The organism is Acinetobacter sp. ABJ_C5_2 (genome assembly GCF_044538485.1).
Classification (GTDB): domain Bacteria; phylum Pseudomonadota; class Gammaproteobacteria; order Pseudomonadales; family Moraxellaceae; genus Acinetobacter; species Acinetobacter nosocomialis_A.
Genome location: NZ_JBIUCS010000002.1, coordinates 406,790 through 432,097, shown reverse-complemented (window position 1 = coordinate 432,097; position 25,308 = coordinate 406,790). Strand labels below are relative to the sequence as shown.

Annotated in this window: 24 protein-coding genes and 1 riboswitch; of the genes, 12 read left to right on the top strand and 12 right to left on the bottom strand. The window is 40.8% G+C overall.

The genetic code is table 11. From position 1 onward, the window contains the following. Nucleotides 1-101 precede the first annotated feature (101 nt). The 4 genes from thrC to xerD all read right to left on the bottom strand — a co-directional run bounded on the left by thrC (nucleotide 102) and on the right by xerD (nucleotide 4,724). Nucleotides 102-1,241, bottom strand: a complete 1,140-nt coding sequence (gene thrC, locus ACH8JV_RS04705) for a threonine synthase (RefSeq protein ID WP_019457006.1) — start codon at nucleotides 1,239-1,241, stop codon at nucleotides 102-104. Nucleotides 1,242-1,295: 54 nt separating this feature from the next. Next, on the bottom strand, nucleotides 1,296-2,597 hold the full coding sequence (locus ACH8JV_RS04700) for a homoserine dehydrogenase (RefSeq protein ID WP_263612743.1): 1,302 nt from the start codon (nucleotides 2,595-2,597) through the stop codon (nucleotides 1,296-1,298). A gap of 244 nt (nucleotides 2,598-2,841) precedes the next feature. Next, nucleotides 2,842-3,657: a DsbC family protein gene (locus ACH8JV_RS04695; protein ID WP_311070214.1), complete on the bottom strand. Its 816-nt coding sequence runs from the start codon at nucleotides 3,655-3,657 to the stop codon at nucleotides 2,842-2,844. A gap of 146 nt (nucleotides 3,658-3,803) precedes the next feature. Beyond that, nucleotides 3,804-4,724, bottom strand: coding sequence for a site-specific tyrosine recombinase XerD (gene xerD, locus ACH8JV_RS04690; RefSeq protein WP_396519950.1), 921 nt, complete (start codon nucleotides 4,722-4,724; stop codon nucleotides 3,804-3,806). Between the two features lie 143 nt (nucleotides 4,725-4,867). Between xerD and ACH8JV_RS04685 the strand changes: the two genes are divergently transcribed. The 5 genes from ACH8JV_RS04685 (at nucleotide 4,868) to ftsW (ending at nucleotide 9,960) form a co-directional block, all read left to right on the top strand. After that, on the top strand, nucleotides 4,868-5,128 hold the full coding sequence (locus ACH8JV_RS04685; RefSeq protein ID WP_002053176.1) for a FeoA family protein: 261 nt from the start codon (nucleotides 4,868-4,870) through the stop codon (nucleotides 5,126-5,128). Continuing rightward, nucleotides 5,125-6,981, top strand: coding sequence for a ferrous iron transporter B (locus ACH8JV_RS04680; protein WP_311086982.1), 1,857 nt, complete (start codon nucleotides 5,125-5,127; stop codon nucleotides 6,979-6,981). Before ACH8JV_RS04685 ends, ACH8JV_RS04680 begins: the two co-directional genes overlap by 4 nt. Before the next feature lie 12 nt (nucleotides 6,982-6,993). Continuing rightward, nucleotides 6,994-7,245 carry a DUF6587 family protein gene (locus ACH8JV_RS04675; RefSeq protein WP_191108825.1) on the top strand — a complete coding sequence of 84 codons (252 nt, stop codon included), beginning with the start codon at nucleotides 6,994-6,996 and terminating at the stop codon, nucleotides 7,243-7,245. 147 nt (nucleotides 7,246-7,392) lie between these two features. Next, nucleotides 7,393-8,739, top strand: coding sequence for a UDP-N-acetylmuramoyl-L-alanine--D-glutamate ligase (gene murD / locus ACH8JV_RS04670; protein WP_396519948.1), 1,347 nt, complete (start codon nucleotides 7,393-7,395; stop codon nucleotides 8,737-8,739). Between the two features lie 24 nt (nucleotides 8,740-8,763). Next, nucleotides 8,764-9,960 carry a putative lipid II flippase FtsW gene (ftsW, locus tag ACH8JV_RS04665; protein ID WP_004710933.1) on the top strand — a complete coding sequence of 399 codons (1,197 nt, stop codon included), beginning with the start codon at nucleotides 8,764-8,766 and terminating at the stop codon, nucleotides 9,958-9,960. A 50-nt stretch (nucleotides 9,961-10,010) separates the two neighbouring features. On the opposite strand, the gene gluQRS is transcribed toward ftsW, so the two are convergent. The 6 genes from gluQRS to ACH8JV_RS04635 all read right to left on the bottom strand — a co-directional run bounded on the left by gluQRS (nucleotide 10,011) and on the right by ACH8JV_RS04635 (nucleotide 16,482). Beyond that, nucleotides 10,011-10,994: a tRNA glutamyl-Q(34) synthetase GluQRS gene (gene gluQRS / locus ACH8JV_RS04660; protein WP_396519946.1), complete on the bottom strand. Its 984-nt coding sequence runs from the start codon at nucleotides 10,992-10,994 to the stop codon at nucleotides 10,011-10,013. 2 nt (nucleotides 10,995-10,996) lie between these two features. Beyond that, nucleotides 10,997-11,533 carry an RNA polymerase-binding protein DksA gene (gene dksA / locus ACH8JV_RS04655; protein ID WP_263612749.1) on the bottom strand — a complete coding sequence of 179 codons (537 nt, stop codon included), beginning with the start codon at nucleotides 11,531-11,533 and terminating at the stop codon, nucleotides 10,997-10,999. Nucleotides 11,534-11,743: 210 nt separating this feature from the next. Continuing rightward, entirely contained in the window at nucleotides 11,744-12,556 is an 813-nt protein-coding gene (gene cpdA, locus ACH8JV_RS04650) for a 3',5'-cyclic-AMP phosphodiesterase (protein WP_396519944.1), read from the bottom strand. A gap of 4 nt (nucleotides 12,557-12,560) precedes the next feature. After that, nucleotides 12,561-13,187 (bottom strand): NUDIX domain-containing protein, encoded by a 627-nt coding sequence (locus ACH8JV_RS04645; protein WP_396519942.1) that lies wholly within the window; start codon nucleotides 13,185-13,187, stop codon nucleotides 12,561-12,563. Between the two features lie 75 nt (nucleotides 13,188-13,262). After that, nucleotides 13,263-15,140, bottom strand: a complete 1,878-nt coding sequence (gene thiC / locus ACH8JV_RS04640; protein WP_151762841.1) for a phosphomethylpyrimidine synthase ThiC — start codon at nucleotides 15,138-15,140, stop codon at nucleotides 13,263-13,265. Nucleotides 15,141-15,230: 90 nt separating this feature from the next. Further along, nucleotides 15,231-15,365, bottom strand: a riboswitch (TPP riboswitch). 34 nt (nucleotides 15,366-15,399) lie between these two features. Beyond that, nucleotides 15,400-16,482: a hypothetical protein gene (locus tag ACH8JV_RS04635; RefSeq protein ID WP_396519940.1), complete on the bottom strand. Its 1,083-nt coding sequence runs from the start codon at nucleotides 16,480-16,482 to the stop codon at nucleotides 15,400-15,402. Nucleotides 16,483-16,592: 110 nt separating this feature from the next. Between ACH8JV_RS04635 and ACH8JV_RS04630 the strand changes: the two genes are divergently transcribed. The 4 genes from ACH8JV_RS04630 to phoU all read left to right on the top strand — a co-directional run bounded on the left by ACH8JV_RS04630 (nucleotide 16,593) and on the right by phoU (nucleotide 20,330). After that, nucleotides 16,593-17,174, top strand: coding sequence for a TetR/AcrR family transcriptional regulator (locus ACH8JV_RS04630; protein ID WP_263612753.1), 582 nt, complete (start codon nucleotides 16,593-16,595; stop codon nucleotides 17,172-17,174). After that, entirely contained in the window at nucleotides 17,167-18,072 is a 906-nt protein-coding gene (locus tag ACH8JV_RS04625; protein ID WP_396519938.1) for a DMT family transporter, read from the top strand. The genes ACH8JV_RS04630 and ACH8JV_RS04625 overlap by 8 nt, the downstream gene beginning before the upstream one ends. Nucleotides 18,073-18,168: 96 nt before the next feature. Continuing rightward, on the top strand, nucleotides 18,169-19,500 hold the full coding sequence (locus ACH8JV_RS04620) for a TolC family outer membrane protein (protein ID WP_396520018.1): 1,332 nt from the start codon (nucleotides 18,169-18,171) through the stop codon (nucleotides 19,498-19,500). A gap of 107 nt (nucleotides 19,501-19,607) precedes the next feature. Beyond that, nucleotides 19,608-20,330, top strand: coding sequence for a phosphate signaling complex protein PhoU (phoU, locus tag ACH8JV_RS04615; protein ID WP_000075183.1), 723 nt, complete (start codon nucleotides 19,608-19,610; stop codon nucleotides 20,328-20,330). A 314-nt stretch (nucleotides 20,331-20,644) separates the two neighbouring features. On the opposite strand, the gene ACH8JV_RS04610 is transcribed toward phoU, so the two are convergent. After that, complete coding sequence (locus ACH8JV_RS04610) at nucleotides 20,645-20,914, bottom strand: oxidative damage protection protein (RefSeq protein ID WP_002053140.1); 270 nt, start codon at nucleotides 20,912-20,914, stop codon at nucleotides 20,645-20,647. A gap of 9 nt (nucleotides 20,915-20,923) precedes the next feature. Next, nucleotides 20,924-22,357, bottom strand: coding sequence for an argininosuccinate lyase (gene argH, locus ACH8JV_RS04605; RefSeq protein WP_087605894.1), 1,434 nt, complete (start codon nucleotides 22,355-22,357; stop codon nucleotides 20,924-20,926). Between argH and ACH8JV_RS04600 the strand changes: the two genes are divergently transcribed. The 3 genes from ACH8JV_RS04600 (at nucleotide 22,348) to hemC (ending at nucleotide 25,306) form a co-directional block, all read left to right on the top strand. Next, a complete protein-coding gene (locus ACH8JV_RS04600) occupies nucleotides 22,348-23,487 on the top strand; it encodes a sensor histidine kinase (RefSeq protein ID WP_263612755.1) in 1,140 nt (379 codons plus the stop codon). The genes argH and ACH8JV_RS04600 overlap by 10 nt on opposite strands. Before the next feature lie 60 nt (nucleotides 23,488-23,547). After that, the gene (locus ACH8JV_RS04595; protein WP_151983946.1) at nucleotides 23,548-24,288 is read left to right on the top strand and encodes a LytTR family DNA-binding domain-containing protein; all 741 of its coding nucleotides are present in this window, start codon (nucleotides 23,548-23,550) and stop codon (nucleotides 24,286-24,288) included. 100 nt (nucleotides 24,289-24,388) lie between these two features. Further along, a complete protein-coding gene (gene hemC / locus ACH8JV_RS04590; RefSeq protein WP_396519936.1) occupies nucleotides 24,389-25,306 on the top strand; it encodes a hydroxymethylbilane synthase in 918 nt (305 codons plus the stop codon). Nucleotides 25,307-25,308: the final 2 nt, after the last annotated feature.

The window sequence follows — 25,308 nt, the reverse complement described above, 5'->3', positions numbered from 1 at the left end:
ATATTTTAAAAACGCTTCTTTTAAGAAGCGTTTTTTTATAGCATTTTAAAAAGCATAAAAAAACGGCTGTTTAAAACAGCCGTTTTTATAAAACTCAGATCTTACATATTAGATAAAATTGAATCTTTAACTTGGTCCATCGTTGCATCAATTGACAACATCACTGCATCAGCACATTGTTTAATTGCAGTGTCAGGATCTTTCAAGCCATTACCAGTTACTGTACATACGATGACAGAACCTTCAGCAATTTTACCCGCTTTAATGTCACGGATTGCACCGCCGATAGAAGCAGCAGACGCTGGCTCAACAAATACACCTTCATACATAGAAAGTAAGCGTTGAGCTTCTAAAATCTCGCTGTCTTGAAGTTCATCAAACCAGCCTTTAGAGTCACGTACTACAGCTTTTGCATGGTTCCAGCTTTGTGGGTTACCAATACGGATTGCAGTTGCAACTGTTTCAGGGCTTTCAACTGGAGCACCACGTAAGAATGGAGCTGCGCCAGAAGCTTGGTAACCTACCATTGTTGGTAAGCCTTCTGGTTTAGGACCAGTGAATTGATCAGTCGCAGCATCATAAACAACTTGTTCGAACTGATCAGCAGGTTGGTTTGCTACAGCTTCTGTATAACCCATCCAGTGAGCGGTGATGTTACCTGCGTTACCTACTGGCAAGCAGTGATAATCAGGTGCACGGCCTAAAGCTTCAACGATTTCATAAGCAATGGTTTTTTGACCTTGCAAACGGTAAGGGTTGATTGAGTTTACAATCGTTACAGGTGCTTGATCAGCCACTTCTTTTACTAGACGCATACCATCATCGAAGTTACCACGGATTTGCATAGTGATCGCACCATACATCATGGCTTGAGCCATTTTACCCATCGCAATTTTACCTTCTGGAATCAAAACAAATGCTTTGATACCAGCGCGAGCAGCGTATGCAGCAGCAGCAGCAGACGTGTTACCCGTAGATGCACAGATAATCGCTTTAGAGCCTTCTTCAACCGCTTTGGTTACAGCCATGGTCATACCACGGTCTTTAAATGAACCAGTCGGGTTTAAGCCCTCATATTTCACATAAATTTCAACATCTTTGCCAATAATACGTGGAATATTCTCAAGTTTAATGAGTGGGGTGTTGCCCTCACCCAAAGAGATAGCACGAGTAGTTGCCGAAACTGGCAAACGGTCACGATAACGATCTACAAGACCAGTATAACGATTGGCATTAGACATGATGGTGTTCCAATTAGAGGTGAAGCGGGAGAGGGAATCTTTCCCTCAACCTGATTAACTATCGAGCGATTCTAAACGAATTCTTACGATTTCGCCACGAATAGCAGGTAATGCTTGGATTTGCGCAAGAGCATCATCCATTTTTGATTCAACGATTGGATCGGTCAAAATTACGATTGGAATGAGGTCTTTTAAGCGTGATTGTTGCATGATGGCATCAATACTGATTCCGGCACGGCTTAAGATGGTCGTTACATCTGCAAGTACACCAGTCTGATCTTCAGCATTTAAGCGGATGTAATAACCTGTGGTCATTTCTTCACGGCTTAAAATTGGCATATTTGTTAATGCTTCAAAAGCAAGTTGAGGAATTGTACCTGCGCCATCTTCTGTATAAGAGATGTCACGAACAATATCAATCACATCGGCAACAACCGCAGAAGCTGTTGGGCCTGCACCAGCACCAGCGCCGTAGTACAGCGTTGGACCAACTGCATTTGCCTGAACTAAAACAGCATTTTTAACACCGTTTACGTTAGCAATAAGTTGCTCATCTGGGATAAGTGTTGGATGAACACGTAATTCAATGCCATGTTCAGCACGACGGGCAATGCCTAAATGTTTAATGCGGAAACCAAGCTCTTCGGCATACTTCACATCTTGTGCAGTAATTTTGCTGATACCTTCGGTATAAACTTTATCGAATTGAAGAGGAATACCAAAAGCACAAGACGCTAAAATTGTAAGCTTGTGTGCAGCATCAATACCTTCAACGTCAAAAGTTGGGTCTGCTTCTGCATAACCGAGTTCTTGAGCTTCTTTTAATACATCATCAAATGCACGACCTTTCTCACGCATTTCAGTGAGAATAAAGTTACCTGTACCATTGATAATGCCTGCAAGCCACTCGATATGGTTTGCAGCAAGACCTTCACGGATTACTTTAATAATTGGAATACCGCCAGCTACTGCTGCTTCATAAGCAATTTGCACAGCATTGTCTTCAGCTGCTTTAAATAGTTCATTGCCATGTTCAGCGAGTAAAGCTTTGTTTGCAGTAACAACTTGTTTACCGTGTTTGATCGCTTCCATGATGACTTCGTAAGCAGGGTGAATACCACCCATCACTTCTACAACCACATCTACATCGGGTTGACGAACGATATCAAGTAAGTCTGCGCTTTGTTTAATCCCTTCTAATTCAAGATCTGGACGAGGGCGGCGTGTTCCAACGTGGGTAATTTGAATTTCTCGACCGGTGCGACGTTTAATTTCAGCGGCATTTTCTTGTAGTAGTTTAAGGGCTCCTCCACCAACGGTTCCTAAACCGAGTATTGCCAGGCGAACTGGTTTCACGTCACACTCCATATCATCATTTAATCATTTAGTTGAAGCTAGATCATAGCTAAAAAAAACGCCAGACTCTAGCGCTTTTCGTGCCTGTTCAATCAATTAGAGTGCGATGTTCGGAAAAGCAGAGTAGATCAGTCTTTAAACACTGATAGAAAAAGTATTAATTATTGGAAAAACAAAGCGCTGCGATAAGAGCAGCGCTTTGTTGAAGAGATAGCTGATGAATCATTCATCAGCTTAATGGATGTTATTTATCCAGTTTTTTAACCAATTCATCTGGTGTTAAGTAGCCACCCAAGTACTCGCCATCAACATTATAGATTGCAGGAGTACCATTCACGCCCATGTTTAAACCAAGTTGATATTGTTCGCGAACAGGGTTTTTACATTGCGCAGGTGGAATACTAACGCCTTGTACGGCTTGGTTAAATGCAGCTTTACGGTCTGCACTACACCAAACGGCTTCCATGGTTGGCATGAATTGCTCACCACGTGGCCAAGCAATATAACGAACCTCAATACCCTTTTCATTAATTTCAGGTATGTGCTCATGTAATTTGTGGCAATAAGGACAGCTTGCATCGGTAAACACATAAATCACATGTTTAGCCTTGCCACCTTTCGCTGGGTAAACAATCAAATCTTCATTTTTTAAAGCAGCAAGGTGCTTTTTATTTTCTGAAGCTTGAAGGTTATCGCCAATATTATGCAGCTCTTTACCGCCTAAACGGATGACATCACCTTGAATAAGATATTTACCATCACTGGTTGTATAAATCGACGTCATTCCTTCGAGATTTACCCAATATAAATTAGGAACTTCAGTAGGCTTAATGTCTAAAATTTTGGCGTTGATGTTTGCATTCTTAAATTGTTTTTGCAAAGTTTCAATTAAACGCTGTTTAGCATTACGTTCAATAATAGTTGAAGCTTCCCCAGTAGCAGGTGCGGTCGCTGTGAGCGCATCTTCTTTTTGTGGTTTGTTTTCTTTAGAACAAGCACTGAACAACAAGCTAGAAGCCAAAGCACAGGCAAGAAAAATTTGAGATCGGGTAAAGGACATAGATAACCCTTATTTCATCAGTATTTATAGTCAGAAGCTGCTAAGCATAACAAAAAATCTAGTATGTATTGTTAAAACTTTCTTAACCTTTGTGAACGAAATCAAACGATTGTTTGATGAATTTCAAATAATTCGTTTAAAAATTTTTAACCTCTAGGGTGATGTTTTTCATGTAATTGTTGCATTCTGACTTGTGCTACATGGGTATAGATTTGGGTAGTAGATAAATCACTATGACCCAGTAACATTTGTACTACGCGTAAATCGGCACCATGATTAAGTAGATGTGTTGCAAAGGCATGACGTAAGGTATGAGGCGACAGCTCAGCCTGAATATTGGCTTGTAAGGCATAACGTTTAATCGCATACCAAAAGTTCTGACGACTCATAATTCCGCCATGTTGGGTTAAAAAGAGATAGTCAGTAGAGCTTTTATAGAGTTGAGGCCGAGCATCTTGCAAGTAGCGCTCTACCCAGTCACAGGCATATTGCCCTAAAGGAACCAAACGTTCTTTATTACCTTTACCTGTAATACGTAAATAACCTTGTTTTAAATTGATCAGCTCTAAGCGTAAGTTGATTAACTCAGAAACACGTAAACCACAAGCATAAAGGACTTCAAACATTGCTCGGTCACGTAAGCCTAAGGCTGTGGTAATGTCAGGTGCTTGAATAAGTGCTTCGACGTCTTCTTCTGATAAATCTTTTGGTAAAGCTCGGCCAATTTTTGGTGAGTGATGAGTCGCTACAGGATTATCGCTTCGTAATTTTTGTTCACGTAGAAACTTATAAAACTGACGTAAGGCAGATAAACAACGTGCAATTGAGCGTGGACTTTTTCCTATTTTGGTAAGTTCAATCAGCACATCAGAAATGTCGTCGCTCGTCCATTTCGGCAAACTATTTTTTCTATGAAGTTCACTGCATTGAATAAGGTCAGATAAATAGGCATTTCGCGTATGCGGACTCACTGTTTGTGCAACTAAATAGTCACGAAAACCTTGTAAAAAGCTCAAATGTTCAGGAATTTGAACAGGGCTTGGAATACGCGGTTTTTTATTTATCATAAACAATATCCTCTAAACCACTGTACTTTAAAAGAAACTTTAAGATTTGTCGATTAAAGTAGGTGAGAATTGAAATCTAACCTTATTTGGTAATTATTCTCATTTATATGTATACTAGAAGAAAAGGTTTAGGATCGGATGCGGTGCGTTTATCAGCGTTGAAAGTGAAGCAAGCGGCTACCATCACCAAAGTAGATCGGATGACACAAACGTCCGAGCAACAAGATTTGGTCGCAATTCGTTTGGAAAGCTTGGGCTTTGTACCAGGTACTCGAGTGGAAGTGATTACCAAGGGCATTTTTGGTGGTGATCCGATCTTAATCCAAATTGGCTTTACTCGTTTCGCTTTACGTAAGGCGGAAGCGGAAAAAATCGAGATTCAGTTAGAAGGAGTACCCGCATGAGTGATGCGCTACGTATTGCCCTTGTGGGAAACCCGAACTGCGGTAAAACTTCTCTGTTTAACCATCTAACTGGAACAAGACAAAAAGTTGCTAACTATGCGGGCGTAACTGTAGAGCGTAAAGTCGGTAACTTTCAGTTACCTTCAGGTCGTGCAGTTCGTGTACTGGATTTACCAGGTACCTATAGTTTGCAGGCAACCAGTCCAGATGAAGAAATTACCCGTGATGTCTGCCAAGGCAAAATTGCCGAAGAAGGGCAGCAAGATGCATTTTTATGTATTGTCGATGCGACCAACTTAAAACTGCACTTGGGTTTGGTGCTTGAAATTATTGAATTAGGCCGCCCAATTCTGGTTGTGTTGAACATGATGGATGAAGCGCGTCGTCGTGGTATTCAAATCAATACACAGAAACTCTCTGAGCGTTTAGGTGTTCCTGTTGTTGAAACAGTTGCCGTACGCAACTCAGGCATTGAAAACTTATTGCATGCGCTTGACCAAGAGAAATATACCGTACCGCATACTGAGCTGAGTGGTTTAAGTGGTGGGCATCATCAAAAAATCGAAATGATTTTTAAAGATGTGGTTAATTTTGTCGATCATGATGATAAGCGTACTGATTTTCTAGATCGAATTTTCTTACATCCTGTGTTGGGTTTACTCAGCTTGGCAGTGATGATGTTTATTGTCTTTCAGGCGGTATTTGCTTGGGCTGAACCTTTTAAAGCTGCAATTGAAGATGGCGTAATCCCATGGTTAGGTGAATGGTTAAACGGGGCTATTCATCAGCCTGTGCTACGTAGTTTAGTGGTAGATGGTGTTCTCGCGGGAGCGGGCACAGTATTGGCATTCTTGCCACAAATTTTGATTCTTTTCTTCTTTATTTTGGTGCTTGAAGAATCAGGTTATTTACCGCGTGCAGCGTTCTTGCTCGATAAATTAATGTTTAAAGCTGGCTTGAGTGGCCGTTCTTTTATTCCATTATTGTCGAGTTTTGCCTGTGCGATTCCCGGCATTATGGCAACCCGAAGTATTAGTGATTCACGTGACCGTTTTACCACGATCATGGTTGCACCTCTCATGACATGTTCGGCACGTTTGCCTGTCTATGCCTTGTTAATCGGTGCATTTATTCCAAGTCAAACTGTTTTAGGGATCTTTAATTTACAAGGTTTGGTGCTGTTTGGTTTATACATGGCGGGTATCTTAAGTGCGCTTTGTGTTGCCTTTGTGATGAAGTTCTTGCGTAAAGACAAATCACAACATGCCCTGTTAATGGAGTTACCAAGCTATCGTTTTCCTGATCCAAAAAGTATTGCTATTGGGTTAATGGAACGCGCAAAGATTTTCTTACGTCGTGTTGGTGGGATTATTGTTGCATTAACCATTATTCTTTGGTTCTTGTGTACTTTCCCTCAAGCACCAGAAGGTGCAACGCTACCGGCAATTGATTATAGCTTCGCGGGTATGGCGGGGCACTTGATTCAGCCTTTGTTTGCACCACTTGGCTTTAACTGGCAAATCGTGGTGGCTTTAATTCCTGCGATGGCTGCCCGTGAAGTTGTGGTCGCAGCATTAGGTACGGTATATGCGTTGTCTGGTGCTGATGATAATGCTGTTGCACAGGGGCTAGCCCATTTGATTAGTGCAAACGGCACAGGCTGGTCATTGGCTACAGGCTTGTCTTTATTGGTCTGGTTTGTTTATGCACCACATTGTTTAGCAACCTTGGCTACGGTACGCCGTGAGACAGGTTCATGGAAACATGTGGCAGTCATGACGGCTTATCTCTTTGGTTTGGCTTATCTCATGTCATTTTTAACCTACCAAATTGCATCACGCATTTGGGGTTAATAGGAGGCGCTTATGTTTGATTACCTTATTGTTGCTGTATTGGTGTTGTGGAGTGCCATTGTTGTCTTTAAAAAGGTATTTCCTCAAACGTCCGCTTCAGTATTTCGTGTGCTATCAACCCAGTGTCAAAAGTTGGGCTGGCAGCGTTTGGCGACATGGCTGAAGCCTAAACAGGCTGCTGGTTGTGGCGGCAATTGTGGCTGTTCTACGGATGATGCCCCTGTACAAAAGTCCGCTCCTGTGCAAACGGTGAAGTGGCGCTAATTTTTCTGTATAAAAAGCCATCGAATGATGGCTTTTTTACGCACTGACACAAAAAAAGTAGAATAAAAGTCAAACTGAAAAAGTATTCAAAACAGCAAAGTGCTAACATTTTTGCCATTCTGTCGATTGATAAATTGTGGGGCAAAAATGTTAATACAACGTGGTGGGTTAAAAGTTGTAGCAGGCTTGGGTATATCAGGTGTTTCTGCTGTAAATTTCCTGCATGAACAAGGCTACCAAGTTGCAGTAACGGATTCCCGCCCCACACCTCCCGGACATGATCAAATTCCTGCAGAAGTGAAGACCAGTTTTGGTCAACTCGACCAAGAATTATTACTACAAGCAGAAGAAATTATTTTAAGCCCGGGCCTTGCCCCACAATTACCAGAAATTCAGGCTGCCATTGCTCAAGGGATTTCTGTGGTGGGTGATATTCAGCTACTTCGCCGTGCAACTGATGTGCCGATTGTTGCGATTACGGGTTCAAATGCAAAAAGTACCGTAACCACCTTAATGGGTTTAATGGCTAAAGATGCAGGTAAGAAAGTTGCCGTTGGTGGCAATCTTGGTCGCCCAGCTCTAGATTTATTAAAAGATCAACCAGAGTTATTGGTACTTGAGTTATCAAGTTTCCAGTTAGAAACCACCTCTCACTTAAATGCTGAGGTGGCTGTGGTATTGAACATGAGTGAAGATCACTTGGATCGTCACGGCAACATGTTAGGTTATCACCAAGCAAAACACCGTATTTTCCAAGGTGCTAAGAAAGTTGTATTTAACCGTGATGATGCTTTGAGCCGTCCTCTAGTACCTGATACAACTCCAATGCAAAGCTTTGGTCTAAATGCACCTGACTTAAATCAGTACGGCGTTTTAAGAGATGCTGACGGTACACTTTGGCTTGCTCGTGGCTTGCAGCGTTTAATTAAAAGCTCAGACTTATATATTCAAGGTATGCATAACGTAGCCAATGCTTTAGCGTGTTTAGCATTAGGTGAAGCAATTGGTTTACCTATGGACTCTATGCTTGAAACTTTAAAACACTTTAAAGGTTTAGAGCATCGCTGTGAGTATGTAAAGACCGTGCATGATGTACGTTATTACAATGACTCTAAAGGAACCAATGTGGGTGCGACCCTTGCAGCAATTGATGGTTTAGGTGCTGCGATTGAAGTGAAGAAAGGTAAGGTTGCCCTAATTTTAGGTGGACAGGGTAAGGGCCAAGACTTTGCTCCTTTACGTTCTTCTATCGAAAAGTATGCCAAAGTTGTGGTATTGATTGGTGAAGATGCTCCGGTCATCGAACAAGCCATTCAAGGTGCAACAAAAATTTTACATGCAGCAACGCTTACAGAAGCTGTAGAGCTGTGTCAACGTGAAACACACGCTGAAGATGTGGTATTGCTATCACCAGCGTGTGCAAGTTTTGATATGTTTAAAAGTTATAATGACCGTGGTCAGCAGTTTGTTGCCTGTGTCAATTCGTTGGTTTAAAGAAAATATGATTAGGAATGTAGTATGGCAGGCTTAGCTCAGACCACAATCCAGAAAATCAATCATTGGTATGAACGGATATTGCCGAAATGGCCAGCGGAAGTGACGCCACGTAATGTCTTGATTTTCTGTGTCGTTGCATTGTTATGTATCGGTTCGGTGATGGTAGCATCTGCTTCGATGCCTTATGCAGAATATATGCATGAGAACCCGTTTCACTATGTCATCCGCCATGCAATTTCTATTGCGGTTGCTGGGGTGGTGGCGTATTTGACCTACCGAATCTCACTCAATACATGGTTTAAAAACACTTTCCCGCTGTGGTTATTAACCATGGTGCTGTTACTTGCTGCTCTGGCGGTAGGTTCGGAAGTCAATGGTTCTACTCGTTGGATTAAAATCGGTGGTTTTACCTTGCAGCCTACAGAGGTTGCCAAGGTTATGATGGCAATCTTTACAGCAGACTATGTGGTACGCCGTGCTAAAGAGGTTCGTACGCACTGGAAAGGCTTGCTACGTCTAAGTGGTGTGATGGCAATTACGGTCGGTTTGATTATTGCTGAGCCTGACTTGGGGGCAACGATCGTTATCGTCATGATGATGGTTGGGGTGTTCTTTTTAGCAGGTGCGCCGCCAACACAGTTCTTGATTATGCTTGGTGCGATTGTCACCGGTATTGTGTTTTTGATCTTATTTGAGCCTTACCGTTTCCAGCGTTTGATTTCATTTACTGACCCTTGGGCAGATCCATTAGGTGTGGGTTATCAGTTATCAAATGCACTTATGGCATTTGGTCGTGGGGAATGGTTTGGAACAGGTTTGGGGCATAGTGTTCAAAAGCTATCTTATTTACCTGAAGCGCATACTGACTTTATGTTGGCTGTGTTGGGTGAAGAGTTTGGCTTCTTTGGTATTTCGATTGTCATTGGCTTGTCTTTCTTGATGTTGGCTTGTTGTATCAAAATTGGTCACCGTGCTTTGAAACATCATTATCTTCGTGCGGGCTATTTGGCTTACGGTATTAGTATTATTTTCTTACTCCAGATTTTGGTAAATGCGGGTATGAATATGGGCTTAATGCCAACCAAAGGTCTAACTTTGCCATTTATTAGTTATGGTGGTACATCTTTAATGATGTGTGCAGCCATGATTAGTTTGATCTTAAAGATTGATGCATCAACTCAAGAAGTGAACCCTGAAAGAGAAGAATCAAACTTCTAAAGCATTTCAGTTGTTATAAAAAGCCCGATATCGAATCGGGCTTTTTTTATTTATAAATATATTCCGCCAAGCTCTTGTCCGTGAGGAATTAAATCTACATTCCACTGCGCTACAGCTTGCTTGAGCATCAGTCTAGGCTGATCTAAATCAACGTTTGGTTGGCCTAGTGTTTGTATGGCTTGTTGTAGTAATTGAGGAGCTTTAGTTAAATCGAGTGCTTGAGCAAGATTTTGTTTAGAAAGCTTTTGCCCTTGATCATTCATGGCGAGTGGGAGGTGCATATAGCTGAGTTTAGGATAACCGAGGAGCTGACCCAGCCAGATTTGACGTTCGGTGTTATCTAAGAGGTCTGCGCCACGAACAACGTGAGTAATACCTTGTAGATAATCATCTACAACTACAGCAAGTTGGTAGTTAATAATGCCGTCGCGGCGTTTAAGAACAAAGTCTCCAAGGTCGTATTGCAGATTGGAGCAATGATGTCCTTGTAGGCGGTCATCGAAACAAATTTGCTGATCTTGAACTTTTACTCGAATTGCTTGACCGTGAAAATCAAGATTCAGATCACGGCAGGTACCTGCATAGATTGCATTTGAGCCGAGCATTTTACGGGTGCACTGACAAGCGTAAACCAGACCCTCATTTTTAAGTTGGTCTAATACACTTTCATAAATGTCTAGGCGGTCTTTTTGAAAAATGATCTCGGCATCTGGATCGAACTGAAAAGCTTCAAGTGATGCGAGTATATGGTCTTCACTACCGGGGTAGATACGGGGAATGTCGGTGTCTTCAACACGAACTATCCATCGCCCTTGATGAGCTCTGGCATCACAATAGCTGGCAACAGCCGTAATGAGTGATCCGAAATGTAAAGGGCCGGTTGGCGAGGGCGCAAACCGACCTGAGTATGAGCAGCGATTAAGCGGAACATTGTTCCGCCGCTGCGCAAGAGAAAAGCTATGCTTTTCTGGCAGGCGATTTAACTGCTGCGCAAGAGCAGAGCTGTGCTCGGCTAGAGAATTCTCAACAGTCACAATTAACCGTTATTTTGCTTCTCTTTAATTTCTGCCAAAGTTTTGCAGTCGATACATAACGTTGCAGTTGGACGTGCTTCTAAACGACGTAAACCGATTTCGATACCACAAGTTTCACAGAAACCGTAGTCTTCGTTTTTAATCGCTTCCATAGATTGTTCGATTTTACGAATTAATTTACGCTCACGGTCACGTGTACGTAATTCAATTGCAAATTCTTCTTCTTGGGTAGCACGGTCATTTACGTCTGGCAATGCAGTTGATTCGTCTTGCATCGTATTTAAAGTACGATCAACTTCAGACATTAATTCAGCTTTCCATGCTTGCAGAATTTGTCGGAAATGCTCGAGCTGTCCTTCAGACATGTACTCTTCATTTTTCTTAGGTTGATAAGGTGCAATACCAAATAAACTTGCAGTTGTGCCTACGTCAGAAGTTTTAGGTTTCACTTTACGTGCACGTTTTGCAGAAGCTTTATCACCTTCTACTACAACTTCTGTATGTTCATCCAAAACTTGGTTGTGGTTGTCATTCGCCATAATAGGGCATTCCTCATCATACACGTATTATCTATACGCAAAAAATATGGTGATATGCAAGTGTTTTTATAGAAAACCATCGATGGATTTTTCCATCGGGTCGTCATCATATAGATTTTTCCTGCAAGATGATAGTCATTCCGACCCGTAAATATTTTCAAAACGTGTTTGCACTAGTCATAATTCTATATAAGCATATAAAAAATAGGGCTAATAGCCTGAAATATCAGTATTTATACAGGTTTTAAAATTTTCAAGTCGAAACACTTTTGTTTCAAAACTACCATCGTTATTCAGACGAATGTAACGATAACCTGGTGCATTTTGATCGAGTGCAAAATCGTTACTAAACGGCTTAAACTGTACACTTGTGGAAGGTGTCGAGAAAAATTCGATGCCTTGCCAAATATTCAGAGAGTCTTGATGGACGTGTCCGCAAACTAAAGCTTTTACATTTTTAAATGGGCTTAACGTATCAAGAAGAACATTCGAGTTTTGAAGCTTATGGTGATCAATCCATTTTGATTTCATTGCAAATGGATGGTGATGACAAGCCAGTAAAACTGGATGATCTGCAAATTCCTCAAGTAGATTTGCTAAATTTTCTAATTGTTCCGAAGACAAATGACCATCCACTTTTCCCTTTACCGCGCTATTGAGCATAATCACTCGCCAGTTGCCTAAACCGACCACCACAGGTTCCTGATGGTTTTCGTTATGCAATGGAAAGTGGTCAACATTGTCATGATTGCCGAGAGTCTGGAAAAATGGCAGGCCCAAGGTTTGCATAAAGTTGATGTAACGCTTGTAAGTAACAGGTGTTGGTGCTTGTGCGAGGTCTCCAGTATGAATAATCGCATCGGCTTCGGGATGTTGTTTTAATATCTGTTGAATAATGGCATGGAAACTTTCTTCAGGATTCATCCCCACAAATTCTAGCTGTGGATACTCCAATAAATGTGTATCGGTAATTTGTATGATGACATGATTTTTTTGTGAAAGTGTTGAGACTTGAAAAGTCACCGTCCTACCTCTTCGGATTTATTATCGTTTTGCTGTGTTGAGCCAGCCATTGTAATGCCATAATAACAGGGGCATTTCTTAAACGTCCGCTGTCGAGTAGTGTTTGAATTTCACTATAACTAAACAAATGCAGCTGAATATTTTCACCCTCATCATCTACTCCAAAAACACCGCCTTCAGCGGGTAAATTGGTTTGGGCAACATACAGATGAAATAGCTCTGAACATGCGCCTGCTGATGGATAAAAACTAAATAGATGTTCTAAATCCTGAACTTCACAACCTGATTCTTCAAGGCTTTCGCGTCGAATGCAACTTTCTGGTGACTCATTGCCATCTAACACACCCGCGATAATTTCGAGTTGCCACGGCGATTGAGAGTCGTCTAAAGCACCAACACGGAACTGTTCAATCAGGGCAAATTGTTGTTTTTGATCATTGTAGAGTAGTACTCCGGCCGCTTCAGGCCGATGCACAAGTTCGCGCTGCAATACAGGAGTATATTCACATTGATTAAATAGACGATGTCGAAGGCTGACTTTTTCAACTTGAATAAAACCACGGAACAGAGATTCACGTGATGTTACTTCGACATCTTTAGATGTATAACTTGGACGCTCGACAATACTCATGATTCGATCAGGACGAAATCTATTTATTTCATCCTAACCGAGAATCATGGCTAGGCAAGTGTTTTTTTTGAATATTTACACTTTATGATACAGTTTTTGTCCTTGCTCTTGATAAACCTCTTTCATCGCTTTGAGGCCTTCTTCAACCTCTGAATCGCTATTGGTGAGATTGTTGGCATAGTCGCGGACATTCTGAGTGATTTTCATTGAACAGAATTTCGGACCACACATTGAGCAAAAGTGTGCAGATTTATGTGCTTCTTTTGGTAAAGTCTCATCATGCATGCTGCGCGCTGTATCTGGGTCTAGACTTAGGTTGAACTGATCGTCCCAACGGAATTCAAAACGGGCTTTAGACAAGGCATTATCACGCACCTGTGCACCCGGATGACCTTTGGCAAGATCGGCTGCGTGTGCTGCAATCTTGTAGGTAATAATTCCGTCTTTCACATCTTTCTTGTTTGGTAAACCTAAATGTTCTTTAGGTGTTACATAGCAAAGCATTGCTGTGCCATACCAACCAATCATAGCTGCACCAATAGCAGAAGTGATGTGGTCGTAACCCGGAGCGATATCAGTCGTTAAAGGCCCAAGCGTATAGAATGGTGCTTCTTTACACACTTCTAACTGCAAGTCCATGTTCTCTTTAATCATGTGCATTGGTACGTGGCCCGGACCTTCGATCATGACCTGAACATCATGTTCCCATGCGCGGTGAGTCAGCTCACCCAGTGTTTTAAGTTCGCTGAACTGCGCTTCGTCATTTGCATCTTGAATACAACCCGGACGTAAGCCATCGCCTAAACTAAATGACACGTCATAGGCTTTCATGATTTCACAAATTTCGTCGAAATGAGTGTATAAGAAGTTTTCTTCATGATGCGCTAAACACCACTGTGCCATGATTGAACCACCACGAGACACAATACCTGTTAAGCGGTTTGCTGTAAGTGGAACATAACGAAGCAATACACCTGCGTGAATCGTGAAGTAGTCAACGCCTTGTTCGGCTTGTTCAATCAGCGTGTCTTTAAAGATTTCCCATGTTAGGTCTTCTGCAACACCATCCACTTTTTCAAGTGCTTGATAAATTGGTACGGTACCGATTGGAACAGGTGAGTTACGAATAATCCATTCACGTGTTTCATGAATGTTTTTACCTGTCGACAAGTCCATAATGGTGTCTGCACCCCAACGAGTTGCCCAAGTCATTTTTGCAACTTCTTCATCAATTGAAGAGCCAAGCGCTGAGTTACCAATATTGGCATTAATCTTAACCAAGAAATTGCGGCCAATAATCATTGGCTCAAGTTCTGGGTGGTTAATGTTGGCAGGAATAATAGCGCGGCCTTCAGCAACTTCTTGGCGAACAAATTCAGGCGTAATTTCTTTTAAATTTTTTGCACCAAAGTTTTGACCTGGGTGCTGACGCATATCTACAGCTTCGCGTTGGCGCTGATTCTCACGAATCGCAATATATTCCATTTCAGGCGTGATAATACCTTGCTTGGCATAGTGCATTTGCGTGACATTTTTACCAGCTTTAGCACGGCGCGGGTTTTGAATGTGAGCAAAACGAATGTCAGCGGTACGAATATCTTTTAATCGTTCTTGACCAAACTTTGAAGTTAAACCCGCAAGTACGTCAGTATCGTTACGTTCTTCAATCCATTTTTGGCGAACTGAAGGTAAACCTTTATTTAAATCGATTTGAACGTTCGGGTCGGTATAAACACCTGAAGTGTCATAAACCATAACAGGAGGGTTATGTTCACCACCTAGACCAGTAGGGGTATCGGTTAAAGAAATTTCTCGCATTGGAACCTGAATGTCAGGACGAGAGCCTTCAATATAAACTTTTTTTGAAGCGGGTAAGATGCGAGTTAAATCTTTTGCATCTTGTTCATGTTGTGCTGAAATTTCAGCAGAAGAAAGATTCGTTAACTGGTTCATCACATGATCCTTATGAATAACATCAACGAATCAAGCACGACCAAAAACGATGGCGGATTTATCTTTAACTAGATAAATTGAGGGCTGTAAGTTTTCAGATGGCTTGATTCCTACGCAGGTCTTAACCTGATCAGGTTCAACGGTACTTGTGATCAAACTTGTGTTGCGATAACACGGAATTTACACAATCTCAGCGAGCTATTACTCGCGCTCCGTCAAGCGATTTAAAGACTAACATGTTTTAGGTTGGCTGGCATTGTCAATTTGTATCTATACAGACCGCATCCATGTGGCAGTCACGATAAATTTTGGTATTCCATGGTGACTCTAATTTTAATAACTGTTCAAGCTGTTCATGCACAATCTGATAGGTAGATTTCTTTTGCCCATTTTCATCAGTTAAATCTGTCTTAAATTGAGTATTACGCTCATCTACGGGAGTGGCAATAAACTTCAAAAATTGTTGGGCGGGTTTTGCTAAGCTAGATTGGTTTTGTGTAGATAAGAAACGGATTTGTTGAAGCGCATCTTTATCAATCCATGTGTTTGGAGCAAATTCATCGGACACAGGCGTATTATCTAGACCAAAGAAAATAAAATATCGGTACTCATTAAATAATAATTTTGCATCACTAATAAAATAACTCTTTGGATATTTTTGAATAAATTTTTCCCAAAACAATGCACGTTCGGTGAGCTCTTTCCATGAAATAGCCAAAGCACCATCATCATAGAAAATGTCTTTATTGTCTTTTGCCATACGCGTTAAGAACTCTTTTTGGTCAGTGGGTAGGGCTTTAGCAAAAACATCAACTAAATAGTTCGGCTGACGGCGATAAGTAAACATACCTTCACCTTGGTAGAGGAGTTCAATATAGGCTTGGCCTTCATGTTGAATCAGATATTGATCACGAGTACTAAGCTGATCGAATAACTTTTTCTTGGTTTTCATTGTTTTTTTTGCATCTAATGGTTCTTTTTCTAAAATGGCATAGCCAAAAGCTTCAAACGCTTTTGCTGTTTTTTCATTATATTCTTGTTTTAGAAAACGCTGATACATGGCGGTTGAAGCATTAATCAGCTTCAGTTGTTCATCATTTTTTAATGATGGAACACAGGTTTTGAGTTTTTCATTAATTTGATTTAGGTCCTCTATTTTACTGTTTTGATTAATCGTGTACATAGCTACCATAATTTGTAAGCAGCTACTGTCTTGTTTTTGAGTGGCCTTTTGCTCAGTAGGTTTTTGTTCTTTAGATACAACTTGATCTTGCTCTGATGTTTTATTACATCCAGCTAAAAGTAGTGCGCTACACATACTCATCATTAGAACTTTTTTCATCTTTATATTTTTATCAAAGTGAATATTGCTCAAATTATAACTCGGAAAAAGATTGCATCATTGTTAGAAATCTTTATTATTAGGTAGATCGGTCTACTTAATTAAAAGCTATGAATGATAAAACAGCAAGACAGAAAATTCTCGATGCCGCTTCAACTTTGTTTTATAACGATGGCATTACTGCAACTGGCATTAACTCAGTTACGACTAAAGCTGATGTAGCCAAGATGTCGCTTTATAATAATTTTGCTTCAAAAGGTGAGTTGGTCGATGCCTATATTGCTGCACGGCATCAAGAGTGGCTAGACCTTTACCAAAACCGTTTAGCAACAACAAAAACAGCTAAAGAAGCTATTTTAGCGGTATTTGATGCCTATCAAGACCATGCGGAATTTGCCTATGAGAAGGGCTTTCGAGGATGTGGGCTTTTAAATGCTGCCGCAGAGTTTCCCGCAAATAGTTCAGGTCGAAGTTCGGTAAGACAACATAAAGAAGAAGTTGAGGCTATTGTTGCGGAGCATTTAAAAAAATTAATACCAGACTCACAGCGTGTTAACTATGTGGCTACGCAGCTTTCATTTCTTTTAGAAGGCTCTATGGCAAGAGCAGGCTTAGAAGGTAACAGTCGTCAACTTCTATTCGCAAAGCAAATGGCAGAAGATATTTTAGATCGAGAATGCCCACATGATTAGCCATATTAAAAATAGTAGTTATGGCGGCACAATTGCGATTTTAGTTGCCTCTGTTTTGTGGGGAACAACAGGTACTGCGGCCGCATTTGCACCGACACTTGGCCCACTTGCTATTGGCGCCGCAGCGATGGGTGGAGGAGGTCTTTTACAAGCTTTAGTTGCATCCCGAGCGATACGTGAAAACCGACAATTTATAAGGGAAAATCTTTTAATACTGCTTTTGGGTGTAGCGGCGGTGGGTATTTACCCTTTGGCTTTTTATTCCTCAATGCATTATGCCGGCATTACGATTGGTACTGTGGTTTCAATTGGTTCTGCTCCACTGATCGCAGCAATTTTAGAGCGATTCTTTGATCGCAAAGCTTTGTCTGCCATCTGGTTTCTAAGTTTTATTTGCGGTGTACTTGGCGTAACGATGTTGTCGATGGGTGAAAGTCATGCAGTTCAAGATAGTACAAATCAATGGAATAAATACTTCGGTATTTTTCTTGGTCTTGTCGCAGCTACAACTTATTCGCTTTATTCATGGGCTGCAAAAAGATTAATAGATCGCGGTGTTGCCTCTAAAGCTGCAATGGGCATGATTATGGGCGGTGGGGCAGTTATTTTGCTTCCTACCTTGTTGGTTACAGGTGGAGGGTTATTAGAAAGCTCAACCAATTTACTTGTAGCTGGCTATATGATGCTGATTCCTATGTTTTTGGGTTATTTACTTTTTGGCTTCGGATTAAAAACGGTCAATGCTAGCAAAGCGACCACCTTAACTTTATTTGAACCTTTAGTTGCTGCAATTTTTGCAATTGTGTTGGTAGGTGAGCATGTTTCATGGTTAGGTTGGATCGGCATGTTTTTGATTTTTATTTGTATTTTAATATTATCAAAAACTCGGAACACTTAAAAAAACTAAAACTTTTAATGGCTTGAGTTTGATTCGAATTTTTCTTAGTCTTAAAGCCAAGTTTTATCGTTGATTTAAACAATGAAAATAAAATTAATGCTTGTGGCGGGTTTATGGAGTTTTACCTCGTCGAGTTTTGCTCTGGATTTAGTTGAAACTTATGAGCGCGCGAAACAAAATGATCCGACATGGCAAGCGAATCAACAACAATTTGAAGCAGATCAGCTCAATTTAGGTTTAGCAACGGGTGCTTTACTACCTACAGTTACCTTGTCTGGAAAAATTAATCGTAATAGCCAAACCGTAAAACGTTCAAATTTTCCAGGTGTTGATCAAGAAGGGTTGTCAGATGCTTTGGTGAGTAATACCTCGACCACCAAACAAGCAACTTTATCTGCTCGTCAGCCTCTTTTTCGTATGGATGCATGGGAAGGTTATAAGCAGGTTAAAACCTCAGTTGCACTCAGTGAAATCACTTTAAGACTGCAAAAACAAGATCATGTTTTAAACGTGGCCGAAGCTTATTTTAATGTACTTCGTCAGCAAGCACTTACTGCTGCATATTTACAAGAAGAAAAAGCTTTGCTTGAACAGCTCAATATGATGAATGCCAAGCTTAAAGAAGGTTTGGTAGCGCGTAGCGATGTCAGTGAAGCAAATGCCCAATATCAAAGTGCCAGAGCCAACCGTATTGCGACCAATGTACAGATTTTATTAGCTCAAGAGCAACTATCTGAATATATTGGCCCTTATCAGGATAAGCTTGCCGTACTGCGAAGTGATTTTACTTTTCAAAAACCTTATCCAGCCCAGCTTGATGATTGGTTAAGTTTAGCCCAAAAACAAAATTTAAAGATTCAGCAAGCACGTTTACAACGACGATATGCTGAAGATCAACGTCGTGTGGAAAAAGCTGCACTTTATCCACAGATAGACGCAGTTGCGAGTTATGGTTATACCAAACAAACCCCAGAAACGCTGATTTCGACTGATGGGAAGTTTGACCAAGTGGGCGTAGAGATGAACTGGAATCTATTTAATGGAGGACAGACCCGAACCTCTATTAAAAAAGCCAGTGTAGAGTTAAATAAAGCGCAAGCCCAACTTGATGCTGCCATTCGCCGTGCCAATGTTGATGTAAAAAGTGCATTTATGCAGGTAGATACCGACCGGGCAAAACTTGAAGCAAGAAAGGCGGCAATGGATTCTTCTGCACTTGTTTCTCAAGCTTCAAAAGCCAGTTATAACGAAGGCTTAAAAAGTATGGTCGATGTTTTATTGGCGCAGCGTAATGCTTTTTCTGCAAAACAGGATTATCTTAATGCTCAATATGACTATTTATTAAATGTACTGCGTTTAAAAGCTGCTGTAGGTCAATTAGGTGAAAAAGATCTGGTCGAATTAAACAGCTGGTTAACGTATCAGTAATAAAAAATGCTTTTATCTGAAATTTAATTTTGTCATAAAAATTTAATGATTGATGTGTTTTAATGCTCAATCATTTTATCCCTGCGCCATCATGTTGGAGGCTTCCCTTGAGTCCGAGTAATCCGGTGTTAAGCCATCATATTTCTTCTCAATTTAATGAAGATTTGCAAGATGTGAACACAAAGTTTATGACCATGGGTGGCTTGGTCGAACAACAGGTTGCCAATGCAATTCATTCTTTACTTGATACAGATGCGAATTTAGCAATTGATGTTCAATTTAAAGATAATGCAGTCAATCAATATGAACGTGATATTGATGAAGGTCTGACACTGATTTTGGCGCGTCGTCATCCAGCCGCAATTGACTTGCGTATGGTGATTGCAATGAGCAAAGCCAATACCGACCTTGAGCGTATTGGGGATGAGGCTGCAAAAATTGCCCGTATTGCACAAAACCTCTGTGAAGAGGGTGGATCACCTCGCGGTTACATGGAAACCCGTCATATTGGTAACCAAGTACGTGTCATGATTCACGATGCACTTGATGCTTTTGCACGTTTAGATGCAGATCAAGCTTTACGTGTACTTTTAGCTGATGCGGATATTGACCGCGAATATCAGTCAGCAACGCGCACTTTAATGACCTATATGATTGAAGACCCGCGTCATATTGCTCGTGTGATTAACGTGATGTGGGTTTTACGTTCTTTAGAGCGTATTGGTGACCATGCTCGTAACATTGCTGAACAAGTGATTTATATGGCAAAAGGCTTTGATGCTCGCCATACTAAAATTGAAGAAATTGAAGCGAAAGTTCACGAAAAGTAATAATTGAGCTGAAATATCTAAAGGCCTTGTTTGAAACAAGGCCTTTTTATTTTTTTAAAATAATAGATAAAAAAATGTCCCGAACTTTGGGGGGAAGTTCAGGACAGAAAATCAAGTGCATTAAGAGAAAACATGACAGGGATCATGTCTCACTTGCTATGAATTGATAATAAGGTTGCAACCAATTCATGTCATGTAGAGTCCTGTGCGCTCTATGTAAGGCTTTATATGTTTGTGTAAGTTTCACGTAAAAAAAGGCAGGTCTATGTATATAAACCTGCCTTTTCAATGATGATGGGCTTAGAAAAAACGAATTATTCCGGCTTCCAACCTTCTGCTTTTTCAACGCTTTCATCATTATTGAAGAACTTCTCACGTTGTTCTTCAAGGAATTTTTTCGCTTCTGGATCAAACACGTTTAAACGCTTTTCATTAATCAGCGTAGTTTGGTGTTGTAGCCATTCTTGCCATGCTTGCTTAGAAACATTTTCAAAAAATTCTTGGCCTTTGGCACCAGGAAACGGAGCAAAGTCTAAACCTTCCATTTCCTTTTGGTATTTACGGCAAAATACTTGTCGACTCATTTTGTATCCTTAAGCGTATAACTGTTCTAGACGTGTATGGGCACGAGCAATTGCAGCTTCAACCTGTTTTGGTGAAGTTCCGCCAATATGATCACGTGCATTTACCGAAGCTTCTAGTGTCAATGCTTTATCAAATACGTCTGCTGTGATTAAGTCAGAGAATTGTTGTAATTGCTCAAGTGTTAATTCAGATAAATCTTTTTCTTCAGCAACACCTAATGCAACAGCTTTACCCACAATTTCATGCGCATCACGGAACGCAACGCCTTTTTTCACTAAGTAGTCAGCAAGGTCAGTTGCAGTCGAGAATCCACGAAGTGCAGCTTCACGCATGATTTCAATATTTGGAACCAATGCAGGAATCATGTCTGCAAATGCCATGAGTGAACCACGAACCGTATCGATTGCATCAAATAAAGGTTCTTTATCTTCTTGGTTGTCTTTGTTGTACGCCAAAGGTTGACCTTTCATGAGCGTAAGTAAGCTAATTAAGTCACCAAATACACGGCCTGATTTACCACGGATGAGCTCTGGAACATCTGGGTTTTTCTTCTGTGGCATGATTGACGAGCCAGTACAGAAACGGTCAGGAATGTTCACAAATTTAAACTGTGCAGAAGTCCAAAGAATCAGTTCTTCAGACATACGTGATAAATGCATCATGATTAAAGATGCTGCTGCATTAAATTCAATGGCAAAATCACGGTCAGATACAGCATCGAGAGAGTTTTCAGATACCGCTTCGAAACCGAGTAATTCTGCTGTGTAAGCACGATCAATCGGGTAAGTAGTACCAGCAAGAGCCGCAGAACCAAGTGGCATACGGTTAACACGCTTACGGCAGTCTTGAAGACGTTCAGTATCGCGAACCAACATTTCAAACCATGCCAATAAGTGATGGCCAAAAGTTACTGGTTGAGCTGTTTGTAAATGAGTGAAGCCCGGCATAATGGTATTTACATTTTTGGCAGCCAAGCCCAACAAACCTTTTTGTAAACGCTCTAATAAGCCCAAAATGTCGTCAATTTCGTCGCGTAGATAAAGACGGATATCAGTTGCAACTTGGTCATTACGACTACGACCAGTGTGGAGTTTTTTACCTGTAATGCCAATACGTTGAGTCAAACGTGATTCAATGTTCATGTGAACATCTTCAAGATCGATACGCCATTCAAAGTTTCCAGCTTCAATTTCTGCACGAATGGTGCTCAAACCTTCAATAATGTCGTCTCGTTCTGCTTCTGTCAGTACGCCAACTTTCGCAAGCATGGTAGCATGCGCAATCGAACCAGCGATGTCTTGCTTATAAAAACGTTGGTCAAACTGAACAGAGGCAGTAAATTCTGCTACAAAAGCGTCTGTCGCTTCAGAAAAACGACCACCCCACATACCAGAGGTTTGGTTTGGGGCTGCTGAATTAGGGGGATTTGAAGATGTGGTCATGGTGGCTCAGTAAAATAAAAAAGAGTATATCACTTGCCGAAGCTCAACAAACAAAGTTGTTTTCTACAGCATATCGAAATCAAAATTCCTCCTATTTTTTTACGAAAATTGATCGTTGGCAACATTTATTAGAATTAATTATCGCAAGTAATGTTTTGGCACTGGTTTTAGCATTGGCTGAAGCGCAATCTTGGCATGCTTTAAGCGGGTCACGCCTTTTACAATATATGATTTTTATCAACTGGGTGATTTTGTCTTTTTTTGCCTTAGTTGAATATTTTCAAAATTTTTTTAGTCAGCTTCAGCAAAAATATGCTTTGGCAATTGGCTTTGTTATGCTGCAAGCGATTGTGGTGGTGACCACCCTAATAAGCAATTTTTTTCAATTTGGAATTTTGAAAAGAACAACAGTTATAGCGCAGGACTGGAGCATTTATTTTACCAATGTCCCGTTATATTTAAGTTATGGAATATTACTCGGCGCATTTTGTCTGCGCTATTTATATGTTCGGGAACAATGGTTACATCAACAATATGCAGAGTTAAATGCCCGTATTCAGGCTATGCAGGCCCGTATTCATCCTCACTTTTTATTTAATAGTTTAAATAATGTGGTGAGTTTAATTACGATAGATCCAGATAAAGCAGAAAGTATGCTGATTAGTCTGTCGCGTTTATTTAGAGCGAGTTTTCAAGAATTAAAATTGGTAAGCTTGCATGAAGAAATTGAGCTCAGTAAACAATATTTAATGATTGAACAAATACGTTTAGGTGAGCGTTTACAAGTCGAGTGGAAAGTGGAGCTTGATCCTTTGCAATTAAAGCAGGTCACGATTCCTTTATTGACATTACAACCTTTGTTAGAGAATAGTATTTTTCATGGGGTGGAACCAATGATGGGTAAAGCGACCATTGGGGTATTGGTTGAAATATTGCAAAATCAGGTCAGTATAGTCATTACCAACCCTTATACAGACGATACAATAAAATCACGGAAAGGGCATGGAATCGCTCTTGAAAATGTTAAGCAGCGCTTGAAGGCGTATTATGGGAATTCAGTTAGGTTCCAGGTGTATAAGGGTGAAACTTTATATACCACTATTATGAGCTATCAATACCAATCAAAATAATAAGTCAGTCAGAGTTAACCATAAAAAAATGGACCAAGTTAACGGTGACAAGGAGGATGAATGAAGGTGCTAATTTGTGATGACGAGCCACTTGCAGTGGAACGATTGTCACGTTTAGTTTCAAAGATGGGACATGAGGTTGTCGCAACAGCTCATCATGGCCAAGATGCCTTGGAACAGGCACGGCTTCATCAACCGGATGTGATTTTACTTGATATCCAAATGCCGGGTATGAATGGTCTCGTCTGTGCGGAGCAGCTAAGTCAGCTTAACCCTCGACCTGCTATTGTATTTTGCACAGCCTATGATCAGCATGCTTTGGAGGCGTTTAAGTCACAAGCACAAGCTTATCTTCTTAAACCAATTGATCCAGTAGAACTTGAGCAAGTTTTTAAGCAGTTAACCCAACTTACTCAAGCACAGCTTAATGCTTTGCCGAATCCTGAACTTTTACAGGATTTAAAAACACAAAGACATCAAATTGCTGCTAAAACCTATCGTGGGGTTGAACTGATTCCTGTTGAAAATATCTATTACTTTTTGGCAGATCAGAAATATGTCACGATACGTCATAAAAATGGCAGTGTGTTAATTGATGAAACACTGAAAGAACTTGAAACTGAATTTGCAGATCAATTTATCCGTATTCATCGAAACGCTTTGGTCTCAATTGCTTATTTGGATGGTTTAGAGCTTGTCAGCTCAGGCCAATATCAGGTTCGATTGCGAGGTCTTGATGAAAGACTTTCCGTTAGCCGTCGCCATTTATCTACGCTTAGAGAGCGGATACATCAGCTTTAACCTGTAGCTATCTTATTTCTGCTGGTGAGATTTTACTTGCAATTTTAAGGGATCAAGTTAAGTTTAGGGTGTATTGTTTGACCAGCCCATGCTTGAATTTATGAAAACCTTGAAAATTGCTACACGACAAAGCCCACTTGCTCTTTGGCAGGCAGAACATATTCGTGCCCGTTTACAGGAGCTTCACCCGGATTTAACGGTAGAGCTGGTCAAGTTTGTCACACAGGGCGATAAAATTTTAGATACACCTTTAGCAAAAATTGGTGGTAAAGGTTTGTTCGTTAAAGAGTTGGAAGCTGCTCTTTTAGATGGTCGCGCGGACCTTGCTGTACATTCAATGAAAGATGTGCCAATGGCACTACCAGAAGGTTTAACTTTGGCAGTTATTTGCGAACGTGAAGACCCATTAGATGCTTTTGTTTCAAATACTTTTGAAAAATTTGCTGACTTACCGCAAGGAGCTAGAGTTGGCACATCAAGCTTACGTCGTAAATCACAAATTTTAAAACAACGTCCAGATCTACAAATTATTGATTTGCGCGGCAATGTTGGAACTCGTCTATCTAAACTAGATGATGGTCAATACGACGCGATTATTTTGGCGAGCGCTGGTTTGAAACGTTTAGGGTTAGAACAACGTATTCGTCATTGTATCGAGCCAAATGTAAGCTTGCCTGCTGTTGGACAGGGTGCTCTTGGTTTGGAATGCCGTGCAGATGACCAAGAAGTACTAGCTTTAATACAGCCTCTTTTACATCCAGAGACTGATGTGTGTGTACGTGCTGAGCGTGCATTTAATGCCTATCTTGAAGGTGGTTGTCAGGTACCGATTGCAGGTTATGCAACCTTACAAGATGGCAAAATTCATATTGAAGGTCGCGTCGGAAGTCCTGATGGGCAAACATTATTACGTGCTGAAATGACAGATGAAGCTTATAATGCTCAGCAGTTAGGTGAGAACCTTGCTCGAAACTTACTTGAACAAGGTGCTGGCGATTTATTAAAGGCTCTTTACTAAAG